Annotated in this window: 18 protein-coding genes; 9 read left to right on the forward strand and 9 right to left on the reverse strand. The window is 58.6% G+C overall.

Annotated features, from left to right (window positions below; genetic code table 11):
* Positions 1–4: 4 nt before the first annotated feature.
* Positions 5–919, forward strand: coding sequence for a hydroxymethylglutaryl-CoA lyase (locus JQ574_RS11305; protein ID WP_212209454.1), 915 nt, complete (start codon positions 5–7; stop codon positions 917–919).
* A 52-nt stretch (positions 920–971) separates the two neighbouring features.
* On the opposite strand, the gene dctP is transcribed toward JQ574_RS11305, so the two are convergent.
* The 5 genes from dctP to JQ574_RS11330 all read right to left on the reverse strand — a co-directional run bounded on the left by dctP (position 972) and on the right by JQ574_RS11330 (position 5,902).
* Positions 972–1,994, reverse strand: coding sequence for a TRAP transporter substrate-binding protein DctP (gene dctP / locus JQ574_RS11310; RefSeq protein ID WP_212209455.1), 1,023 nt, complete (start codon positions 1,992–1,994; stop codon positions 972–974).
* A gap of 520 nt (positions 1,995–2,514) precedes the next feature.
* Positions 2,515–2,871: a DUF6481 family protein gene (locus JQ574_RS11315; protein ID WP_212209456.1), complete on the reverse strand. Its 357-nt coding sequence runs from the start codon at positions 2,869–2,871 to the stop codon at positions 2,515–2,517.
* A gap of 370 nt (positions 2,872–3,241) precedes the next feature.
* Positions 3,242–3,466, reverse strand: a complete 225-nt coding sequence (locus JQ574_RS11320) for a hypothetical protein (RefSeq protein WP_212209457.1) — start codon at positions 3,464–3,466, stop codon at positions 3,242–3,244.
* 713 nt (positions 3,467–4,179) lie between these two features.
* A complete protein-coding gene (locus JQ574_RS11325) occupies positions 4,180–5,127 on the reverse strand; it encodes a hypothetical protein (protein WP_249119253.1) in 948 nt (315 codons plus the stop codon).
* Between the two features lie 61 nt (positions 5,128–5,188).
* On the reverse strand, positions 5,189–5,902 hold the full coding sequence (locus tag JQ574_RS11330; RefSeq protein WP_212383528.1) for a hypothetical protein: 714 nt from the start codon (positions 5,900–5,902) through the stop codon (positions 5,189–5,191).
* Positions 5,903–7,664: 1,762 nt separating this feature from the next.
* Here JQ574_RS11330 and JQ574_RS11335 point away from each other — a divergent pair.
* Both JQ574_RS11335 and JQ574_RS11340 read left to right on the forward strand, forming a co-directional pair.
* The gene (locus JQ574_RS11335) at positions 7,665–8,267 is read left to right on the forward strand and encodes a hypothetical protein (protein WP_212383530.1); all 603 of its coding nucleotides are present in this window, start codon (positions 7,665–7,667) and stop codon (positions 8,265–8,267) included.
* A 1,112-nt stretch (positions 8,268–9,379) separates the two neighbouring features.
* Positions 9,380–10,342: a site-specific integrase gene (locus JQ574_RS11340; RefSeq protein ID WP_249119254.1), complete on the forward strand. Its 963-nt coding sequence runs from the start codon at positions 9,380–9,382 to the stop codon at positions 10,340–10,342.
* Positions 10,343–10,603: 261 nt separating this feature from the next.
* On the opposite strand, the gene JQ574_RS11345 is transcribed toward JQ574_RS11340, so the two are convergent.
* Both JQ574_RS11345 and JQ574_RS11350 read right to left on the reverse strand, forming a co-directional pair.
* Positions 10,604–10,885, reverse strand: a complete 282-nt coding sequence (locus JQ574_RS11345; protein ID WP_212209460.1) for a DUF2934 domain-containing protein — start codon at positions 10,883–10,885, stop codon at positions 10,604–10,606.
* Positions 10,886–11,120: 235 nt separating this feature from the next.
* Positions 11,121–11,306: a hypothetical protein gene (locus JQ574_RS11350; RefSeq protein ID WP_212209461.1), complete on the reverse strand. Its 186-nt coding sequence runs from the start codon at positions 11,304–11,306 to the stop codon at positions 11,121–11,123.
* Between the two features lie 411 nt (positions 11,307–11,717).
* On the opposite strand from JQ574_RS11350, the gene JQ574_RS11355 reads away from it, so the two are divergent.
* Entirely contained in the window at positions 11,718–11,918 is a 201-nt protein-coding gene (locus tag JQ574_RS11355) for a hypothetical protein (protein ID WP_212209462.1), read from the forward strand.
* Between the two features lie 702 nt (positions 11,919–12,620).
* Here the strand turns inward: JQ574_RS11355 and JQ574_RS35495 are convergent.
* Complete coding sequence (locus tag JQ574_RS35495) at positions 12,621–12,743, reverse strand: hypothetical protein (RefSeq protein WP_283813711.1); 123 nt, start codon at positions 12,741–12,743, stop codon at positions 12,621–12,623.
* 1,060 nt (positions 12,744–13,803) lie between these two features.
* Between JQ574_RS35495 and JQ574_RS35675 the strand changes: the two genes are divergently transcribed.
* The 3 genes from JQ574_RS35675 to JQ574_RS11370 all read left to right on the forward strand — a co-directional run bounded on the left by JQ574_RS35675 (position 13,804) and on the right by JQ574_RS11370 (position 17,252).
* Entirely contained in the window at positions 13,804–14,037 is a 234-nt protein-coding gene (locus tag JQ574_RS35675) for a hypothetical protein (RefSeq protein WP_212209463.1), read from the forward strand.
* 1,494 nt (positions 14,038–15,531) lie between these two features.
* Positions 15,532–15,735 carry a cold-shock protein gene (locus JQ574_RS11365; RefSeq protein WP_212209465.1) on the forward strand — a complete coding sequence of 68 codons (204 nt, stop codon included), beginning with the start codon at positions 15,532–15,534 and terminating at the stop codon, positions 15,733–15,735.
* Positions 15,736–16,562: 827 nt separating this feature from the next.
* A complete protein-coding gene (locus JQ574_RS11370; RefSeq protein WP_212209466.1) occupies positions 16,563–17,252 on the forward strand; it encodes a Crp/Fnr family transcriptional regulator in 690 nt (229 codons plus the stop codon).
* Positions 17,253–17,309: 57 nt separating this feature from the next.
* Here the strand turns inward: JQ574_RS11370 and JQ574_RS11375 are convergent, their stop codons facing one another.
* Positions 17,310–18,527 carry a sensor histidine kinase gene (locus JQ574_RS11375; RefSeq protein ID WP_212209467.1) on the reverse strand — a complete coding sequence of 406 codons (1,218 nt, stop codon included), beginning with the start codon at positions 18,525–18,527 and terminating at the stop codon, positions 17,310–17,312.
* Positions 18,528–18,749: 222 nt separating this feature from the next.
* Between JQ574_RS11375 and JQ574_RS11380 the strand changes: the two genes are divergently transcribed.
* Positions 18,750–18,935, forward strand: a complete 186-nt coding sequence (locus JQ574_RS11380) for a hypothetical protein (protein WP_212209468.1) — start codon at positions 18,750–18,752, stop codon at positions 18,933–18,935.
* A complete protein-coding gene (locus JQ574_RS11385; protein WP_212209469.1) occupies positions 18,935–19,318 on the forward strand; it encodes a response regulator in 384 nt (127 codons plus the stop codon). The genes JQ574_RS11380 and JQ574_RS11385 overlap by 1 nt, the downstream gene beginning before the upstream one ends.
* The last annotated feature ends 84 nt before the right edge of the window (positions 19,319–19,402 follow it).

Here is a 19,402-nt window from a genome sequence, read left to right on the forward strand (position 1 = left end):
CGAAATGAGCGACGCTGTCCGTATCATTGAAGTAGGGCCGCGCGACGGGCTGCAGAACGAGAAGACCCCGATCAGTGTGGCTGATCGGATTGCCTTCATCGAGGCGTTGATCGGTGCAGGATTGCACACCGTCGAGGTCGGTGCCTTCGTGTCACCGAAAGCGATCCCGCAGATGGTTGGCTCGGACCAGGTGTTGCGTGGCGTCAGCCATATCGCAGGCAGCGAGTTCCACGTGCTGGTGCCGAACGAAAAGGGATACGAAGCCTCGCAAGCGGCCGGCGCCAAGGTCATTGCCGTGTTCGCCTCCGCCTCGGAAGGATTTTCCCGCGCCAACATCAATTGCTCGATCGCGGAGTCGATTGAGCGCTTCAAGCCGGTGGTCGCCCGCGCTAAGGCAGACGGCGTCAAGGTGCGTGGTTATATCTCCTGCGTGCTCGGCTGTCCCTTCGACGGCGAGATCAAGCCGCAGGCCGTGGTGGACGTCGCCAAAACGCTGTGGGACCTCGGCTGCTACGAGGTCTCGCTCGGCGACACCATCGGCGTCGGTACGCCGCTGAAGGCACGGCAACTGCTGCGAGCGGTAGCCGGCAGCGTGCCGATGGAAAAACTCGCAATGCATTTCCACGACACGTACGGGCAGGCATTGGCCAACCTCTATGCGGGGATGGAGGAAGGCGCGCGCGTGATCGACTCCGCCGCCGGCGGCCTCGGTGGCTGCCCCTACGCGCCGGGCGCCACCGGCAATGTCGCGACCGAAGATGTGGTCTATATGCTCGAGGGCTTGGGGATCAAAACCGGCGTGGACATGACAAAGCTGCTAGCTGCGACGAACGAGGTCAGCCGCTTGATTGGCAGGCCGCCGGTCAGCCGCGTCGCTTCGGCGTTGAACGCGAAGAGGCGCATGGCGAGTAGCGAATAGCAAATGGAAGTCCCGCTATTCGCCATTCGCTACTCGCCCGCTTCACCGGGCATCAGGCGGCGACGTCGGTTGCGAGCTTCAGCAGATTGGCCGACGTCGCCGTCGCGGCACTGTAGTCTTTCCACGCAGTATCGCGCGCGATGTCGCGCCACTTGGCGACGGTTGCCGCATCGAGCGCGCTGACTTTGGCGCCGGCCTTCTCATAAACCTTCGCGACTTCGATATCGTCGTCCTGCGCACCCTTCTTGCCGAAGGCTTCGAGGTCAGCGCCGACCGCGCGAATGATGTCCTGCTGGTTCTTGGGCAGCTTGTCGAAGCTCGCCTTCGACATCAACAACGGCTCCAGCATGAACCAGTAGGAGGCGCCCGCGCCCGAGGTCAGCGATTTTGCGACCTCCTCCAGACGGAACGAGATCAGGCTGGTGGAGGAGGTAATTCCGGCATCGCAGGCGCCGCTCTGCATCGCCGCATAGAGTTCGTTTGATGGTACCGAGAGCACCGCTGCGCCCGCGGTCAGCAGCACCATGTCCATCTCGCGCGAACCGCCCCGAACCTTGAGGCCCTTGGCGTCTTCCGGATCGACGATCGGCCTGGACCGGCTGGCGACGCCGCCGGCCTGCCAGACCCAGCTCAGCAGGATGATGCCCTTGTCGGCCAGGAAATCGGTCAGCGCCTTGCCGACGGGGTGCGTTTTCCAGCGCAAGCCCTGATCGTAGGTCGAAACCAGTCCGGGCATCAGGCCGATATTGGTTTCCGGCAACTCGCCGCCGGCATAGGGAAGGGGATAGAGGCTTAGATCGAGTTCGCCTTTGCGCATCGCCGAGAATTGCGCGTTGGTCTTGATCAGCGAGGAGTTCGGATAGACCTCGGCCGCAATCTCGCCGCCGCTGCGCTTGGCCACTTCCTGCGCGAACGTACGGCACAGGCGGTCGCGGAAATCACCCTTGTCGATGGTGCCGCCCGGAAACTGATGCGAAATCTTCAGCCTCGTTGCGGCGTGTGCGGTGCCCGTGCCGAAGCGAAGAATGGCAGGCGCGGCGAGCGCGGATCCGAGAACATGGCGGCGTGTGAGCATGGTTCTCCCCTGAATTGCATTCTTGATCGGCGTGTCCAAGCCGGCGTTGAGCACCGTTTAGCCGGCGGCCGTGCGTAGAGTTTCTGTTCTGGTCGTTCGAGGCAGCCTGTCGCTCAAGGCAGCAGTGGCTGATTCCAGAGCCAGACTTCAAGGTCTGCCGCAGCGCACACGCAGGACGGGGAGGGGTTTTGTGGTCTCGTCGACCATGCGTTCGCCTCCGTTTCTCGGGACGCGTGCGCTGGCCTGCTTCAATTATCCGCTATGGCGGCAACGGCGCTCTCCTGCCGCCGTCCAGGACTATAAGCGCAAGGACGACCCACGAAGAACGACTCGCTATTCAACACGCCAGGAGTGTCACGAAGAAGGACAGGACATGATGAAGACGGATGCCATCAAAGGACGGCGGGTTGGCGAAAGACGGTATGAACAATAGCCAAGCCGTCGTTTGCTTTTGCAATCGGGCTCGCCTGCGCGGAGTCTTGCGATTTCCGGCGCGGTTACCCGCGCCCGAACGAGCGCGTTACTTCTTCTTGCCTTTGCCGCTCTTGCGGGCCGCGTAGCGCGCATCGCGCTTGGCCTTTGCTTCGGCCTCGAGGGCTGCCTGTCTGGCGGCCTCTTCTTCCTTTTCGCGGGCAAGCTGGGCGGCAGCCGCGGCCGCAGCCTCTTCCTCGCGCGCCTTGGCTTCGGCCTTGGCGGCTTCGCGGGCTTCCTTGGCCTTGGCGCGGGCGGCCGCCTGCGCTTCGCGCTCGGCCTGACGCTGCTTCACCTCCGGATCGTCAGGGCCGGGCTGGGCCTTGAACTTGTTCAGGATGTTCTGTCTCGCTTGCTGGGCGGCCTTCTGGCGGTCGGCGAAGCTGGGTTCCTTGAATCCACTCATAAAAAGGGGCCTTGTCGTTTTCTTGATTGGTTGTGAAACGCAGGGAATGGCGGTTTGCGCTTCAGTAGGTGAACCGGCGACAAAATGCCAGCACCGAAGGGGGCAAACAGGGAGATTTCCGTGAACGACCCGGTTGGTCGACCGCTGCCGGTGAGCGCGCTAAAGCGTTTTCCAGCGAAGTGGACACCGGTTCGCGTCAAGAAAACGCGTCAAGACAAGAATCTAGAGCCCCGTTCCGATTCCATCGGAACGGAAAGGCTCTAGCGGCGGCCGTGGCCGGATCGCCAATGGCGTTGGCCTCGACACAAGCGACGGCTGAAACCCGGTTCCGAGCCGAGCCAGGCAGTGGCTGTTCCAATCAGTCGCTGTTCTAATCAGTCCTGGATTGGTCGCGGCGGCCGCCCGGACCGAGAATTTTCGCAACCGTCACGGCCGTCATCGCCACGCGATCGGAAGTCCGCTGGGCTTCCAGCCTGTCGCGGGCTCCCTCCTTGATCATGAGATCGATGAGTTCGAGCCGTTTGGCATCGTCGGTCGCTTCAGCCAGGAGTTTTCGATAGCGATCGTAGTCGTAGCCCACTTCCTGCTTGCTCATGGCACGCTCCGCACACGCGCTTTCCCCAAACCAACACTGTTGATCAACCTCTGCACGCGCGCAACGAATTTGCGGGACTTATACCCCTGCCGCGCATCTTGGCGTGCGAGTGTTGCAGAATTGATCCGGCAGATAGCGCACAGGTTGTGGCGCGGTCGGATGTCGGGAGAGGGAACCCGATACGATCGGTAGCGCCGCCCCGCTTGGGCCGGAACGTGCCGGCGCAATCGGTCGCACCTGAAAGCCGAAACACTGTGAATTCGCTCACATAAGGACGGCCGGCGCGAGCCTATGTTGCGGCAGGTCCTGAAAGGAACGACGGCCATGATCCCGAATTGGTGCACCCCTAAAAATGTCGTTCTCGCCGCAGCGATCGTTTTGTTCGCCTGCGTCGCGGGCGGTGTTGCGACCGGACTGGCGTATCCGGAGCCGGTGTCCAGCGCCGCGCTCGGGCCAGATTGGCAGTGCAGCCGGATGGCGTTTGTCTGGACCACTTGCAGGAGACTGACGCACGCCAAATCTGCATCGATTCGTGTAGCGAGGGAACCGGTCTGCACGCGAATCCGGACCTAGGCGCGAGAAGGTCCGGCAACGTTGCGTTGGGTCGTCGCTGGAGCGTTTTCCAGCGAAGACGCTACCGGTTCGTGTCAAGAAAACGCGTCAGATCAAAAATCCAGAGCCCCGTTCCGGTTTCAATCGGAACGGACAGGGCTCTAGACGATGGTCGTGAGCACGTACGAATGCCACGCACTCCAGTCGATTCCATCAAACGCGCGGACATACATGGTCTCGCCGCCGGTCGCAGCGCCACCACGGAGCCAGACATTGGAGAGGTCGGCTGGGCTGACATCGATCACCGTGCTGGCAGCCCAGTGGGAATTCGTGGGCGTCCAGAAGTAGCCGCTGTTAGCGCCGGAGCCTCCGTCCCAGAACTGATATTGGGTTGCCGGATGTCCGTCGGCATCGGAATAGGACACCAGGTTGCCGATCTGGCTCCACTCATTGACGTGCAGGGTCTGGTTGTTGATCGAAGCCACCGGTGCATGATTAGCCAGCGTCGTCAACGCGAACGAGTCCCAATTGCCCCACGCGGTTCCATCGAAAGCCCGTATGTACATGGTATCGGTACCGCCCGCCGTGCCGCCTCGCACCCAGATATTGGCGAGGTCGGATGGTGCGATATCAACGGCCGTACCGGCCGCCACGTGTGAATCGGTGGGTGTCCAGAAATAGGCGCTGGTTGCGGACAAGCCGCCGTCCCAGATCTGGTACTTCGTAATCGCGTCGCCATCGGCGTCGGACGACGTCGTCCAATTGACGAGTTTGGCCCATTGGGCCGCGTTCAGCGTATGGTCGTTGACCGTCGCGGTCGGCGCCGTATTCGTCGACGTCAGGGTGAAACTGTCCCAGTTGCCCCACGCGGTGCCGTCGAACGCGCGCACATACATGGTTTCGGAGCCAGTGGTCGCACCGGTGCGCAGCCAGAAATTGCCGAGATCGGCGGCCGAAACGTCGATCGTGGTGCCCGAGGCCCAATGCGCATTGGTGGAGGACCAGAAGTAACCGCTGTCTGTACCCCGCCGCCGTCCCAGAACTGGTACTTGGTAATTGTATCGCCTTCGGCATCGGACGCGCTGAGCCAGTTCTGCGGCTTGACCCACTGGTTGACGTGCAGCGACTGGTCATTGATGGTCGCGACGGGAACGGTATTTATCGTCGATGTCAGCACGAACGTATCCCAGCCCCCCATTCGGTGCCGTCAAATGCGCGGACCCACAGCGTCTCGGACCCCGTCGCGGTACCGCCCTGGACCCAGACATTGCCGAGATCGGCGGCGGAAACCTCGATGGTGGTGTTGGCGGTCCAATGCGAATTAGTGGGCGTCCAGAAATAGGCGCTGGTTGCGGCCGTGCCACTGTCCCAGAACTGGTACTTCGTGATCGTATCGTTATCCCCGTCGACCACGCTGATCCAACTGTCGATCTTGGCCCATTGACCGACATGCAGCGAATGATCGTTGACGGTGGCGACAGGCGTTGCGTTCGTCGACGTCAGGGTGAAGGTATCCCAAGCGCCCCATTCGAAGCCGTCGAACGCACGAACCCACAGCGTCTCGGAGCCTGTCGCCGAGCCGCCCTTTATCCAGACATTGGCGAGATCGGCGGCTGAAACTTCGATGGTGGTATTGGCGGCCCAATGAGAATTATTGGGTGTCCAGAAATAGGCGCTGGTTGCGGCCGTGCCACTGTCCCAGAACTGGTACTTCGTGATCGTATCGCTATCCCCGTCGACCACGCTGGTCCAATTGTCGATCTTGGCCCATTGACCAACATGCAGCGTATGATCGTTGACGGTCGCGACAGGCGTTGCGTTCGTCGAAGTCACCGTGAAAGTGTCCCAGGCGCCCCAGTCGGAGCCGTCGAAGCGCGTACCCACAACGTCTCGGAGCCGGTCGTCGAGCCGCTCCGGAACCAGACATTGGCAAGCTCGGCAGCTGAAACTTCGATCGTCGTGTTGGCGGCCCAATGCGTGTTGGTGGGAGTCCAGAAATAGGCGCTGGTCGCCGACGTGCCGCTGTCCCAGAACTGGTATTTGGTGGCGGCATCTCCGTTGGGGTCGGAGTAGCTCAGCAGGGTGGATACCTGTTTCCATGTATGTATTGAGGTGCACCGATTGGTCACTGATCGCGGCAATCGGGATTCCATTGGGCGTCGTCGTGAAGGTAAACGAAGCCCAACTGCTCCAGTCTATTCCGTCGAACGCGCGTACCCACATTGTCTCGCTGCCGCTGGCCGAACCGGAACGCAGCCAGACGTCGGAGAGTGCGACGCCGGAACGTCAATCGTGGTGCCGGCGGCCCAATGGGCATTTGTGGGAGTCCAGAAATAGCCGCTGGTCGCGGACGTACCGCTATCGAAGAGCTGGTAGCTTACCGCTGGGTTGCCGTCGGCATCGGAATAGCTGATCCAGGGCTGCAGCCGCTGCCAGTGGTTGGACAGCATGCTTCGATTGCCGATGGATACGACGGGAGCAGTCATGATGTGCGTCCTCGTGATGTGCCGGTCAAAAATACCGGGCTGTTTCCAAGGTACAGCGCGATCGATGTCGCCTTCAAAACAAGGCAGCCAGCTTCAGTCCTGCGTAATCGAAACAAACCGAGCATCTTAGAAAATCATCAAATCGAAACAGTAGGCCGACACGATCGTCTGATCTAATCAGCATCGCAATTCTGGCGCTATCTGTCTGTGATTCAGGTCACGGACGTTGAAAAAATTGACAAAGCAATTCGTTGAAGTGACGCGCTTGTTGCGCGTTCGCCGCCACCACGCGTTCTCCAGTATCGCTCAAAGACGCGCCACACTCAGCGGGGCGGATGCGGTCTTGCAAGCGCGGTCAACGGCAAGTACGATCGCTGTCACGGCGGCGCTGCGCGTCTTGGCTTCGCCTGTTTTCGTGGTGAGATCGTCGAGCGACACAGCCCATCGCCACGAATTTGGCTGATCGCCTTCGAAGATCGAATAATTCTTGCCGTGACACTCCATCAGAAAAATTCACAAACGCCTGATCGGGAGCGTCGAGTATCTAAAGGGTCTTGCTTGCAACGAAATGAGTCGCGAGTTTTTTACTTGCGCCGCGTATCATATTGAAATTATTGGCGATCCCAGCAGAACGGACACATCGACTAACCTCAAGTACTTAACTTGGCAAACTAAGCTATCGCGGCTGGCTGACACTATTGAGCTTTTACCAGCACTGGCAAATTTGCGGTCGCGCCAATCCAAAGTAGAGGGAAGTAGAGAAGGGCGCCCAGCGGTAGCTGATTGAGCGCGGGCTAAAGAACGGGTTGGTTTGACGACTGTCCCCGTTCTCGTCCGCGCACTGGGGCCTTCTCTGCTCGTGGACGTCATCAGCCGTCAGGTTACCGGACCAAAAATCCGGGTTGCACCGCCGGAACTTCAGGTGAAAGCCCTTCCGACGGCCCGACTGCCCGAGCATGGGCTGAGGGATAGCGAGGATCACGAACCCCGGTGTTGTTGCTGTGTTGCGCAACGGGGAGGCGGCTGGCCACCGATAAAGGGCAGTCCTCGGTAAACGGTGCTGAAATGTGCTCCCTCTATACCGCTCCTCTTTTCAGGACAGTTCCTGGGGAGGGGGAGGACGCGGAAGGCGGACTATTGTCCTAATTTAGGAGGAGTGAATGGGTAAAAGCCGTCAGCGGGTTTGCTTACAAGATGGATTGAAGCTCGATTTAAATAGGCTCGCAAAAAAAGGGTTCATTCGCCGGGACGCGAACATCGGCCTTCGGGGCATTACGTGGACGCATTCGTATTGGGGCGACGTTGCGACTGGTCTGATCACGGCGGACATGACAGCGCCGCATGCAGGTTGGTTTCGAATTCAGATCGGGAATCTTGACCAACGGATCACGCTCGTATCGGAGAAACGGCATTTCGGTGGCCGGCAATGGTACTTTATTTGCCCCATCAAAAATCGACGGGCTTCGGTGTTATGGAAGCCAAATGGTGCCCCTCGATTTTGCAGCCGCCAAACCTGGGGCAGGCAAGTTGCCTATCAGTCGCAGTTTAATGACGTCACAAATCGGGCGCACGCGGGCAAAGCCCGGATCAAGTCACGGCTAATCGCGGACCTAGATCCCGATGAGTGGGATTTCCCCCCGAAGCCGAAATGGATGCGTTGGGAAACCTACAAGCGCTACGAAGCGGTGTACGATCACTATGAGGAGATTTTGGACTATGGATGCATCGCTCTCGTTGCAAAGCTTGGGAAAAATCTCTTTTGAAAATCAATGGCTGCGGGCGAGTTAGACAACATATTTCGATTCAAAGAACGCTGCTTCTTTTTGCGTGCTGCGAGACAAGGCATTGGCACACGTCGAGCGGTCGCGAACGCCGGGATAGGGCGCTCTTTAGCAGCCCTTGCAGATACTTTTCACCTTCGCATCGACCTTGGCGTTCTCTTGGTTAATTACCGCGTCAGCGGGAGTCGTTGGGCCACCCGGTGTCACCGTACCATCGATGCGGCCAGTGCTTGTGCCGCCGGCTCTGTTACCTGCCGTCCCCGTTGTAACAGAGCCGCGAGGTGCAGAGTTTCCCCCGCTAGCATTTCCAAGCGAACCACTAGAGTTTGCGGTCCCTACCGTATTCGTTCCCGGTGCATTCGGTGCTGTAGCAGCATTCGCTGCCCCACTGGGGTCATTCAACGAATTGTTGAGACCCGCAGGATTGCCGGGGCCGTTCGGTGCGCCACTGATTGCCGAGCTGCCAGCTCCAGCGGAGCCTGCGCTAGGAGCTGCGGTTCCAGGGCTGGTCCCAACAGACCCTGCCGAAGCGCCGCCGGCAGACGCGCCGCCCCCCGCGGACCCGCCGCCCGAACTTCCACCACCGCCTCCGCCTCCGCCGCCTTGAGCAAATGAGGCAATGGGCGAAAGCACAAGAGCAGCTGTAATGAGCAATTTGACGGGGAGGCGTACCGACATAGCCAATCTCCTTCTCCGCCCGACAATCATTTGAGGGAGGGGTTGTTCCTATCCCCGTAAGGGCGCTCGGCCGCATCCTTTGAGATGGCTAGACGTCATCCCGTAGCGGGTTTTCGATTGCGGGCCGCTTTCCCTTTTTCTTCAACAAATCATTCAACGCCTCGATTGCCTGTGCATGAAGCGCTGTATCCGTCAGCAGAGAGCATCCGCAGCAGCGACCGCCAACCGTCCAGGTTCATCCGGACCGCAAATCCCTTGTAGGATCGGGATCGCGGGATTTCAGTCGGTCGGGTCGTCGGGTGCGTGCCATCCAAGATGGACTCACGCAGCCGCAGTCTCAACCTGACCACGAGCTTGTTTGCTATCACGCAATAATGTTAGCTTCCGATAATCCTTATTCCCGGAAGTGAAATGTCATGGTGATTAAGCTGCCGATCTCACCCCCAATGGTCACCCTGCCGGCCACGCTGAACGAGGACTTTGCCGCGGCCCTAGACCTTGCCAAGGCTGAGAAGGCCCCCAGCACGCGCAGGGCCTATGGGACGGACTTTCGGCTATTCAGAGCCTATTGCGACGGCAAGGGCGTCAGCGCGCTCCCGGCTTCGCCCGAGACCGTGGCGTCCTATTTGGCCGCAGAGGCCTTGACCGCAAAGCCATCAACCATAGGCCGGCGGATCGCGGCCATCAGGTACGCCCACAGACTAGCAGGGCTCGAGACCCCGACCGATGCGGAAGGGGTCAAAGCCACAGTGCGGGGTATCCGCCGGACGTTCGGTGGCGCAACGACCAAAAAAGCCCCGGCTGTCGCGGCGCGGATGAAAAGCATGGCGGCGCTGGCGCCTGCGAACCTGACCGGGTTGCGGGACCGCGCGTTGTTACTGGTCGGCTTTGCCGGCGCGTTTCGTCGATCCGAACTGGTCGCGCTAGACGTGGCAGACGTGTTGGAGACCGACGAGGGGCTGCGGATCAAAATCCGCCGCGGCAAGACGGACCAGGAGGGAGAGGGCCGATCGATTGCCGTCCCCCGGGGGGACGTCATGTGCCCTGTAAAGGCTTTGCGAGCCTGGCTGGTCGCAGCTCGGATTGAGGCTGGGCCAATCTTTCGGCCGATTGATAAGGCCGGGACGGTGCGGGCCTCGCGGCTTACATGCCGTTCGGTCGCTAATTGCGTGAAGGCTTATGCGGAGCGAGCTGGCTTCGATCCTCGAACTTATTCCGGACACTCACTCCGCGCCGGCTTTCTTACATCGGCTGCAGCAAACCGGGCGAACATCTTCAAGATGATGGATCAGTCGGGACACAAATCGGTCGAAACCATGCGCGGTTATGTCCGAGATGCTGAGTTGTTTCAGGATCACGCAGGCACCGGGCTACTTTAAAATTGCAAAAGCGAATTTACTTCGGAGTGGGTTATGAGTTTAGAACAAATTTCTGATGAAAGCGTAGTTCGATACTATGAGAGCATTCGCCAGCAAGCCGAGGCTGATCGAAAGCACAAGAGCCAATTCACGGCTAGCCCTAGCGTACGCGAGCGCGCGGAGAAATTACGCCAGGAGATGATCAAGCGACGGTTGCAGCATTCACCAATCATCTGGCCGTCTCAAGTTTGATCTATGGCGATTTAAGCCGCACTCGGAAACTCACCTTGGCGGTGGGGGATCTTTCAATTCTGATTCCGCCTGCAGCCAGAACTCCAGGTCCCGTCCACTCGGACGACCGTGCTGCACCCACAGCTCGTGGGCGCGCGCCCTGATTTCCTCTTTGGTCCGTCTCGCCGCCTGGCGCTGCCGTAGCTTCTGTCTGAGCTCTTCGACCCAAGCAGTAAGGCGCTGATAGGTCGTCTGGTCCGTGACGCGAGAGACTATGCGGGTCGCCTGCTCGATCTTGCGTTCCAGTTCGCGGGGATCCTCGTTCTGGTCCATGGCCAACCTCCGTCGATATTAAGACGGCCTTGGCCGGAGATTGTTCAATTTGGTCGCGCTCAAGTGCTTCCCTATTGACCACAGCGCCCAAAATCGAACCCAGGGGGCATCCTGATTTAATGGACACGTAGTTTAGACTCGCTCAAAAATCGTCTCACAGACTTGGAGCAGCTCTATGCAAGAGTACAGGGCCTACATTCTTGATCGGAAAGGCCACGTCCAGAGCCGCGTTGACCTAATTTGCACGGATGAAGGCACGGCCATGCAACACGCCAAGCAGTTGGTTGACGGGCACGACGTTGAGCTTTGGCAGGGTGACCGGAAGATTGCCGTGTTTCCCCATCTCAATAGTTAGCCAGAATTTTTCACTCGGCGGCTTAACAATCATTGTAAACGGCCCCGGCGCGGAGAACAACTGCACCGAGGCCGCCAACCCAGTGTGGGGGTTTTCTCCCGGTAGGGGGAAAGGGGCATACCGGGAGCGCAGAATCGATTCCTCCGGCGCCTGATGGTTCCTAACGCTCGAAGTTCCGCTTAGCGGATCACCGACAAAAAGATGAGCAGCCCAATGCCCCCGAGGCCGATGGCAACGGCGCTGATAAGATGTTTGGGCCGCGGCGTTACTTCGAATTTCATGCGCGCTCTCCACTAAGGGATGCACGACAACGGGTCGATGAACGCAATTGTTGCGTGACAAAACGATGAAGTTACGGTGCGAGGGTTCCCTCCGCTGTGGCCGAATGTCATCATTCCGTAATTTTAGGTGGCCGAACCTTTTCCCGGTTCTCGCACTTGGGGTAGAACAGGCGCCGGGCAATCAGTGGGGTGCGTAATGACGGGACACACTCAGTTGGCAATAACACCGCGTGACCGCTTTCTTGAGGCGGCGCAAAAGGAGCTTGCGGCTTTCGAGCAGCGCGAGCGCGAGTTTTCCAAGAAGGAACGGAAAGAACGGGCTGCTGCGATGCAGATGCCCGTCGAGAACATCAGACTAAGCAGTCAGGCGGGGGCGCCTGTAACAAAACGGTCATGAACCGGAAGTAACAGTTGAAGCTCATCCCCGTGGATGGACGTCAAAGGTTAAACTTAAAGCCGCCCTTCGGGCGGCATTTCTCTTGACGAAACACGCCGCCTGCGCACCATCGGCACACAGGCGGTCTTTCAGATGCCAGCTAGACACTTGCCGAGCATGGCAAACACCATGCTGATTTGAAGCAGGCACGGCCTGCGTACAGTCGGATCAGCGCATTGCTTCACCTCTGCCGGGCTGCTGCTTGGCTTCCCTGCCGGCCGCAATGATGACCAGGCGGACATGCTGGGGCTGCTGGGGCAACTGCTGCCTCCTTCAAACCAGGCCCTGTTTTCACCATGACGGAAGAGCACGCCGATCAAATTCACCTTGCTGCTGATGCGGTCCAGGCGGCAAATAATGAAACTCTCGCGGCGTTAGCGCCAGCCGTCCACCATCAGGACTGCTTCGCAGATTTCCCGGCTTCCATCATGGCTCTAGGGACAATCAACTAGAACGACGCTCCGGATATGCTTGGTCTGCCCTAAGTAGTGTTACCGCCGCGGTTACGCCGGAACGTGGGAGCATAATTTAGATCGTATCGGCAACCGATTTTCATGGCCGCGTAAGTCTCGTTGCGATCGATGAGATAGTTTCCTGGCGGTTCGGTCTTGAGAGGGACCTGATTGTCCACCGGGACTTGGCCGTGGTCTGCTCCGAGGTAGATCACGCGGTCTGTTGTCCGACGAACCAATAGACAACGATGGCGCTGACAATCAGGATGACAACGATCCCAAGATTGCGGACATCGATATTGAACTTTGCCGCAGTTAAAAACGATTCGGTCACGAAATTGGTTCGCTTAGGGGCGACGATTGACGTGCTTCATGCAAGCTGCGAATCCATCATATGCGCTTCGTAAATGTGACGCTCGGTTACCGCTACGTCGATCGTGGCGCCACAGAAACAGCGAGCCTGTCCACTGTTCGATTGGGTCGGCAGCGGGAGGCCGGCCTCGTGCATGGCGTACTTCCAAGCTGTCCAAGCGCGTTCCCGCCGATACTCGTTAAAATCATCTTCCGTGCATTTCGGCAGCTAGTCTTTCCAGGCGGCCTCGAAGCATGCCCGCGCCTGCTCGAAGGTTGCAGCGTAACCCGAGCGAGACCGCCCACGGTGCGATAGCGGAAAGAAGCCGCATTGGACTGCGATCGTGCCGACCTGCACGTCACCGTAGTAGACGTGCCAAGTGTCGGAGCGGTCGGGATGAGGGCGGCGGGTGAGGGCGGGCATGGCGCTATTGAAGCGCGGCTGGACCACCTAGCGCAAATTTTTTATCCCTTGGGAATCGGAACGACGAAGGGCTACAGCGCGTCGTGGGTGTGGAAAACGTCATTCATCACTCAGCCTTGCTTCCAGCCACGGAAACGGCGGCACGCGCCACAGTGCAAGGAACGCTCCCAGCAACTCTATGCCTACCGGGACCGCTAACGCCAGATTGAAGCTGCCCGACGGGACAAACCAGACTGCCGCGAGCGCGCCTGGAATTGCGGCTACACCCATACCCAAGATTGCGCGTTCAGGTCGCGTCATGATATTTTGGCCATGTCCTCAGCCAATGATCGTAGAAATCAGAAATGCTATCCCGCCGCAAAGGATGAGCAGGCCGCCAACGATCAAAAAAGCCCGATCGCTCATTTCCCCTTCGCCTTCAGCCGCTCTCCGGCACGATTGCAAAACCTCGCTCTATGGCGGCCTTGAAGACGTCCTTCAGCCCAGGCTCCGCCATGACCTCGTCGGCTGCGCTAAAGGGTATAATTACCCGCCAGCGCGACCGCGGCCTAGCGTCAGGAAGCGCGGTCTCCGACATGGCGTAGGCCAGACGGAGTTCTTGGCATCTGGCATGGTCTCGATGTATTTCGAAGTCGGTTCACTATTTCGCCCTCGATCGCGCAGTACGCGCCTGAGTGTCCAAGGCAATCTGCTTGGCGAGCTTGACTCCAAGTCGAAGAGCGGCGGCGCGAACGAAATTTGGTGGTCGACCGCTGCGCTTCACCACTTCATCGAAGGATTTTGCGGATGCGGCTATCTCCATGAAACGGCGCTGCTCTTTGAACGACCACGGCATTACAGAACCATCATTTAGTTTTTGCCTTCAATCCCAACTCTACAAGCCGGCGGATGGCTTCGGAGCGGGATTCCGCGCCGTGCTTACTGGCCCAAGCGTCGATCTCGACGGTCAAATCAGCGGGTAGTCGTACCGCGGAAACAGGATCTTGCCCAGTAGCAGGCCTGCCGCGTCTTTTTGCGTTTACGGAAATTGACTTCTTCATTATTTACGTTTACACAAAAAGCAGACCCGACGGAAGCGGTAACTTCCGTGCCGGCCCTAACCCAGACGGCCCCTGAAAACGGTGGGACGACAACAGGCGGCGATGGGTTGAAGCGCCTGATCCGACTGTACGCAGGCCGCGCCTGCTTCAAGATCAGCATCGCCTTTGCCATGCTCGGCAATTGTCTGGCTGGCATCTGATGGTGCTCCCACCTGTGCGCTCAGGCGCGCACCGATGAGGTACCCGCTGTTTTTTGACTCGAAACGCTAGCGACACTCGCATTATAGTTGCTTTTTTACGTAAGCACTTTTCATCCGCAATGCCGGCCCAAACTGACCGGCCGGTTATTCACAGCGAGCTAGCAAGGATGGCGAAAACCAAGATTTCGAGCACTGATCTCGCATGGTTATTTCACGAGGAATTGCAGACGTTCGACGACTTTCCTCTCCACGGGATTGCGATTGCGATCGTGCCAACTGCGAAGGGCACGTTGGCGAGCACTGACGCCTCGCAACGTCAAGGCACTCCGTCGGGAAGCCGCGTTGAAGCAATCGAAAAACGACTTCAAAAGACGTACGCATTGACCAGCTAAAGTTCTTTAACCACCGATCGATATGCTGGCAGGCAATCGTGGAACGGACCCCAAAGCCCCCGCGAGAGTAATGCGTAAGGAAACCCGCCGGGGGCAGCTACCGGCGGGTTTTTCTTGGAGCTAGGAACGATCTGGCGCCCCAGGAATCGATTCTGCGCTCCCGGAAAGCCCCTCCGGGAGAGAAAACCCTTCATTGGGTTGGCGGCCTTTGGTGCAGAGTGGCGTTCTCCGCGCCGGGGCCGTTTGTGCCGATGCTGCAACGCGGGTCTAGTTAAGGGGCTTCCGCAGCTTCTTAATAATCTCACGCTGGTCTTCGGCGTATTCCTCGGCAACTTGCCGAGCCTGCTCGGTGCGCGACTTAGGGGTGGATCTCGCCCGAGCTCGGACAATGCACAGACGGCCTTTAATTGCGGATGCCGAGCGTCTCATGGCCATACGATCTGCCGCTGTCTCGTAATTCAAGCAGCCGGCGATCATCTTCCTCCGTCCAAGGCTTGTTCCTACTTCCAGCCATCGCAAGGTTCAGGGCGTCAGGGCGTATGCGACGTGGGGTTAATTCAAGACGCAGGGCGCCGTTCCTAACGGATCGCGGCCTCAGAACTCACAACCGCGATGGCTTTTGGAATAGCCCCGACTCAACCCGGCGGGTTTTTCTTGCGCGCTTAGCTGCGCCCCATTTAGGATCGCGCCGGGGACGATACACCGGAGAACGAACGTGCCGATAGGTACTGTGAAATGGTTCAATCCGTCCAAGGGCTTTGGTTTCATCCAACCCGACAATGGCGGAAAGGACGTGTTCGTACATATTTCGGCGGTGGAGAAGGCTGGCTTAAGCAGCCTCAATGAAGGTGCGAAGGTGAGCTATGAGGTCGTGGCAAACCGCGGCAAGGAGTCGGCTGAAAACCTACGGGTAGGGTAGACCGAGGTCAGCCTGATAAGCTGCCCGGCGGCCTGCAAGCGGGCTTAGCAATGATATCTCCTCGCCCGCCGGAAACGGCGGGTTTTTTTTGGCAGAAGGAACGGCGCCACAGGAAATCGACTCCGCGCTTCCGGTGCCCTTCTGGGCAGGCGGGAGCATGATCGGCACTCAGTCACCGGCGCTACATCCCGCACCTGAGACCAGATGCTAGGCTGCTTGGGACTTCGCGAGGGACGCGACCCGGAAGCATCACGACGAAGCTGCCTATAACTTGGCAATCGACGTGCGCGATGAAGGTGGACCAATAATGCAGGTAAAATTTACATTTGCCCGGGAAATTGAGGCCCTAAATCCGTCTCCAGTTCGGTACTAGATGGATGAAGGCGAGCGCAACGCTGATATTGGGCGCGTCAATCCGTTAGCTTGGGCCAAGGTAATGAGAGCCTTTTTCGCATTTCCACCCAGCTTCCCGTCCGCTGCGCTGGCAAGACAGATGCAAATAGAAGAACTGATGAAGAACTCGTTCGGGCGCCTAGCGCGTGGCCGCCGTCGCCGCTAATTTCGGGTTAGCAAGGAACCCTCCACTGAGACTATTGTTCTCATCGCCGCGACTGTTGGCCGCTGCCGGTCGCAGGGTGGTCGTCTGTCTCACGCCCATTGGGTTTCTACCGGCTTTTCGCGCCGGCCCAGCGTGACCGCGGTTTCTCCTCTGTTCAATGATTGATATACCGGCAACGCAGGTGATTCAGATAGACGGAAGCCGATCCGTTTATCCTTCAGGAAACCTGGCGCGGCTTGGCTGTCCTCATAAACTGACGGAGCACGATATGGCAAGCAAGTCAGGCACAGACTCGTTTGACCCACAGGACTTTCTTGAAAAAGTCGGGGCGGGCAAAACGATATCGAAATTCCAAAAGGATCAGATTATCTTTTCCCAGGGCGATGCGGCAGATGCCGTGTTTTACATCCAAAAAGGCCGGGTCAAGGTCGTCGTCATGTCGGATCAGGGCAAGGAAGCCGTCGTGGGGATCCTGGAAGCCGGCCAGTTCTTTGGCGAGGGCTGTATTAACGGTCATCATTTGCGCATCGCAACAACGACCGCCATGGAGGAATGTCTGCTCACCGCAATAGGGAGGTCGACAATGATTGCGGCGCTGCACGACGAGCCGAAGTTTTCGGAGTTGTTCGTCGCCTACCTATTGAAGCGGAACAGCCGGGTCGAGGAAGACCTAATCGACCAATTGTTCAATTCGAGCGAAAAGCGCCTCGCCCGACTTCTATTGTTGCTGGCGAATTTCGGCAAGGAAGGCAATCCGACGCCGATCAGTCCGAATATCAGTCAAGAGACGTTGGCTGAAATGATTGGCACGACACGCTCGCGGGTGAGCTTTTTCATGAACAAATTCCGGAAGCTCGGCTTCATTAGCTACAACGGAAAAATCGAAGTCCATCGTTCGCTGTTGAATGCAGTTCTCTACGAAAAGCCAAGTTTGGCACGAGATGACACGCGGGTCTAATTGGCTGAGACCGGCCCATTGCCTCCCTTCGAGTTGACCGGAACACATCGTATCGGTTCAAGCCGAACTGGATTCGTGGAGGTGGGATAGGATGGGCAGATCGAGCAAGAAACGAGTCCCTGTTTGATTGTTTGAAAGCGTAAGATGGCCCTGAAGCTGCCTCACCATGCCGGTAACCACCTTGAAGCCCAGGCTTGCTCGCGGCTGATCGATATCGAACCCTTCTGGAAGGCCGGTGCCATGGTCGGAGACTTCGACGTGTAGGTGTCCGTTCATTTCCCGGGCCGAGACTTCAATGTCGCCGCTTCCCTCCGGGTAGGCGTATTTGACCGCGTTGGTGACCAGTTCGTTGATCAAAAGACCCAGGGGAACTGCGTGATCGGCCCCGAGTAACATTCGATCTGCGTGGCAGTGCAGGGTGTGCTTTCCGGTACTGCCTCGTAGCTTCTTGCAGAGCTCGGTCATGAAGTCCGCAAGTTCGACGTAGCCGATGTGTGAACTGCGCCAAAGATGATCGTGTACCTCGGCTATCGTGGACACCCGTAAACTCGCGTCTTGCAGCGCATTCTTCACATCCTCGGACTGGGCACTGCGCGCCTGGACACGGAGCAGGCCCACGACGGAGGTGAGGCTGTTCTTGACGCGGTGGCTCATCTCCCGAGTAAGCAATGCCTGGTGCTTGAGCGCTTCTTCAAGCCTGGCATCGGCCTGTTGACGCTCGATCGCGATCCCGAGCAGGCCGGCAAAGCCGGCTAGAAAATTGGCGTCGTCCCGATCGAACTGGCCGGGATCGGCACTGTCGACTTCGAGCACGCCGAAGAAGGCCTTACCTTCTCCGCCCCTTTCTATCAGCACGTTGATGGCGCGTCTGATGCCGTAAGCAGCCAATAGCCGTGGTGTGCGGAAGCGGGTATCGGCCTCCAGGTGGTTCGAAATGATGGGAACTCCGGTCCGGTAGGCGTATCCGGCCGGCGATCCAATGTCGGCGGCGACTGAGACGGCATCGATGGTGCCCGGCGCCCAGCCAACCCCCGCGCGCACCATCAGACGCTTTCCGGCCGGTTCATATTCCAGAACCTTGGCGAACGCAGCCTGCAATCCGGTGGCGCACAGTTCGGTGGCGCGCTGCAGAATTTCCCGCAAGTCGCGGGTCTGCATGGCGGTGCGCCCGAACTCCCCGAGTAGCGACTGTTGCCGCAGCCGATAGCCGAGTTCGTCCCGCCTTTCCGGAGAAGGAGTTTCAACCGGCTCCAGGACTGCTGCGAACTCATGCATAACAAATGCTCCGAACACGGTTGCGCCCGGCAATAGATCCCGAAACTTGCAATCTGTCCCGCTGAAGTATGTCCGCTTTTCTTGGGAGAGTCTGAGCAAAATAGCTCACCTGCCCAGTTCCACCCAATCCTGCCGATGATGAGGCTCTGTGGTCTGCACCACCGACAGCGACGGTGCCGGCGTGCGACTACTCACCTTGGATTTTAGAGGATTGATGCGGTCATGCCTAGTTCGAAGAACGATAGCAAACTTGAGCTCGAGCGCCTGCGCCTCGCTTCGGACCTTCGGCAGCTCGCCAAGGAAACACTTGACCCCGATTTGAGAGAACATTGCCTGCGGATGGCGGAGCTATGGTCTGGCGAGGCGGACAAGGATGATCCCGGGATCGACAAGGATTTAGGTCCCTGATGAGCACATTAGCCAGCAGATCATGGCCAGTCGTCCTTGTCGTGGAGGATGAACCCCTACTGCGGATGCTTGCCGTCGAGGTCGTCGAGGAAGCGGGATACACGGCGATCGAGGCCCGCGATGCAGATGAAGCGGTCGTCTTGCTGGAATCTCGTGCCGATATTGCTCTGCTTTTCACGGATATCGACATGCCCGGCAGTATGGACGGGCTGAAATTGGCTCATGCGGTGCGCAACCGTTGGCCCCCGATCAAGATCCTAATTGTGTCCGGCAAACAGCAACTTCAGACCTGCGATCTCCCGTCGAACAGTTGTTTTTTTGGAAAGCCTTACCGGACGGCGGCCTTGGTCGAGGAACTTCGATCGATGGTCGGTTCCAAATAGTCAAGCGCGGTAATCAACGCGGGTGATTGAGCGCTTTTGCTCAGACTCACCTGCAGAAAGAGTGCAAAATGACGGTCCGGATCC

This window comes from Bradyrhizobium sp. AUGA SZCCT0158 (genome assembly GCF_018130065.1).
Taxonomy (GTDB): domain Bacteria; phylum Pseudomonadota; class Alphaproteobacteria; order Rhizobiales; family Xanthobacteraceae; genus Bradyrhizobium.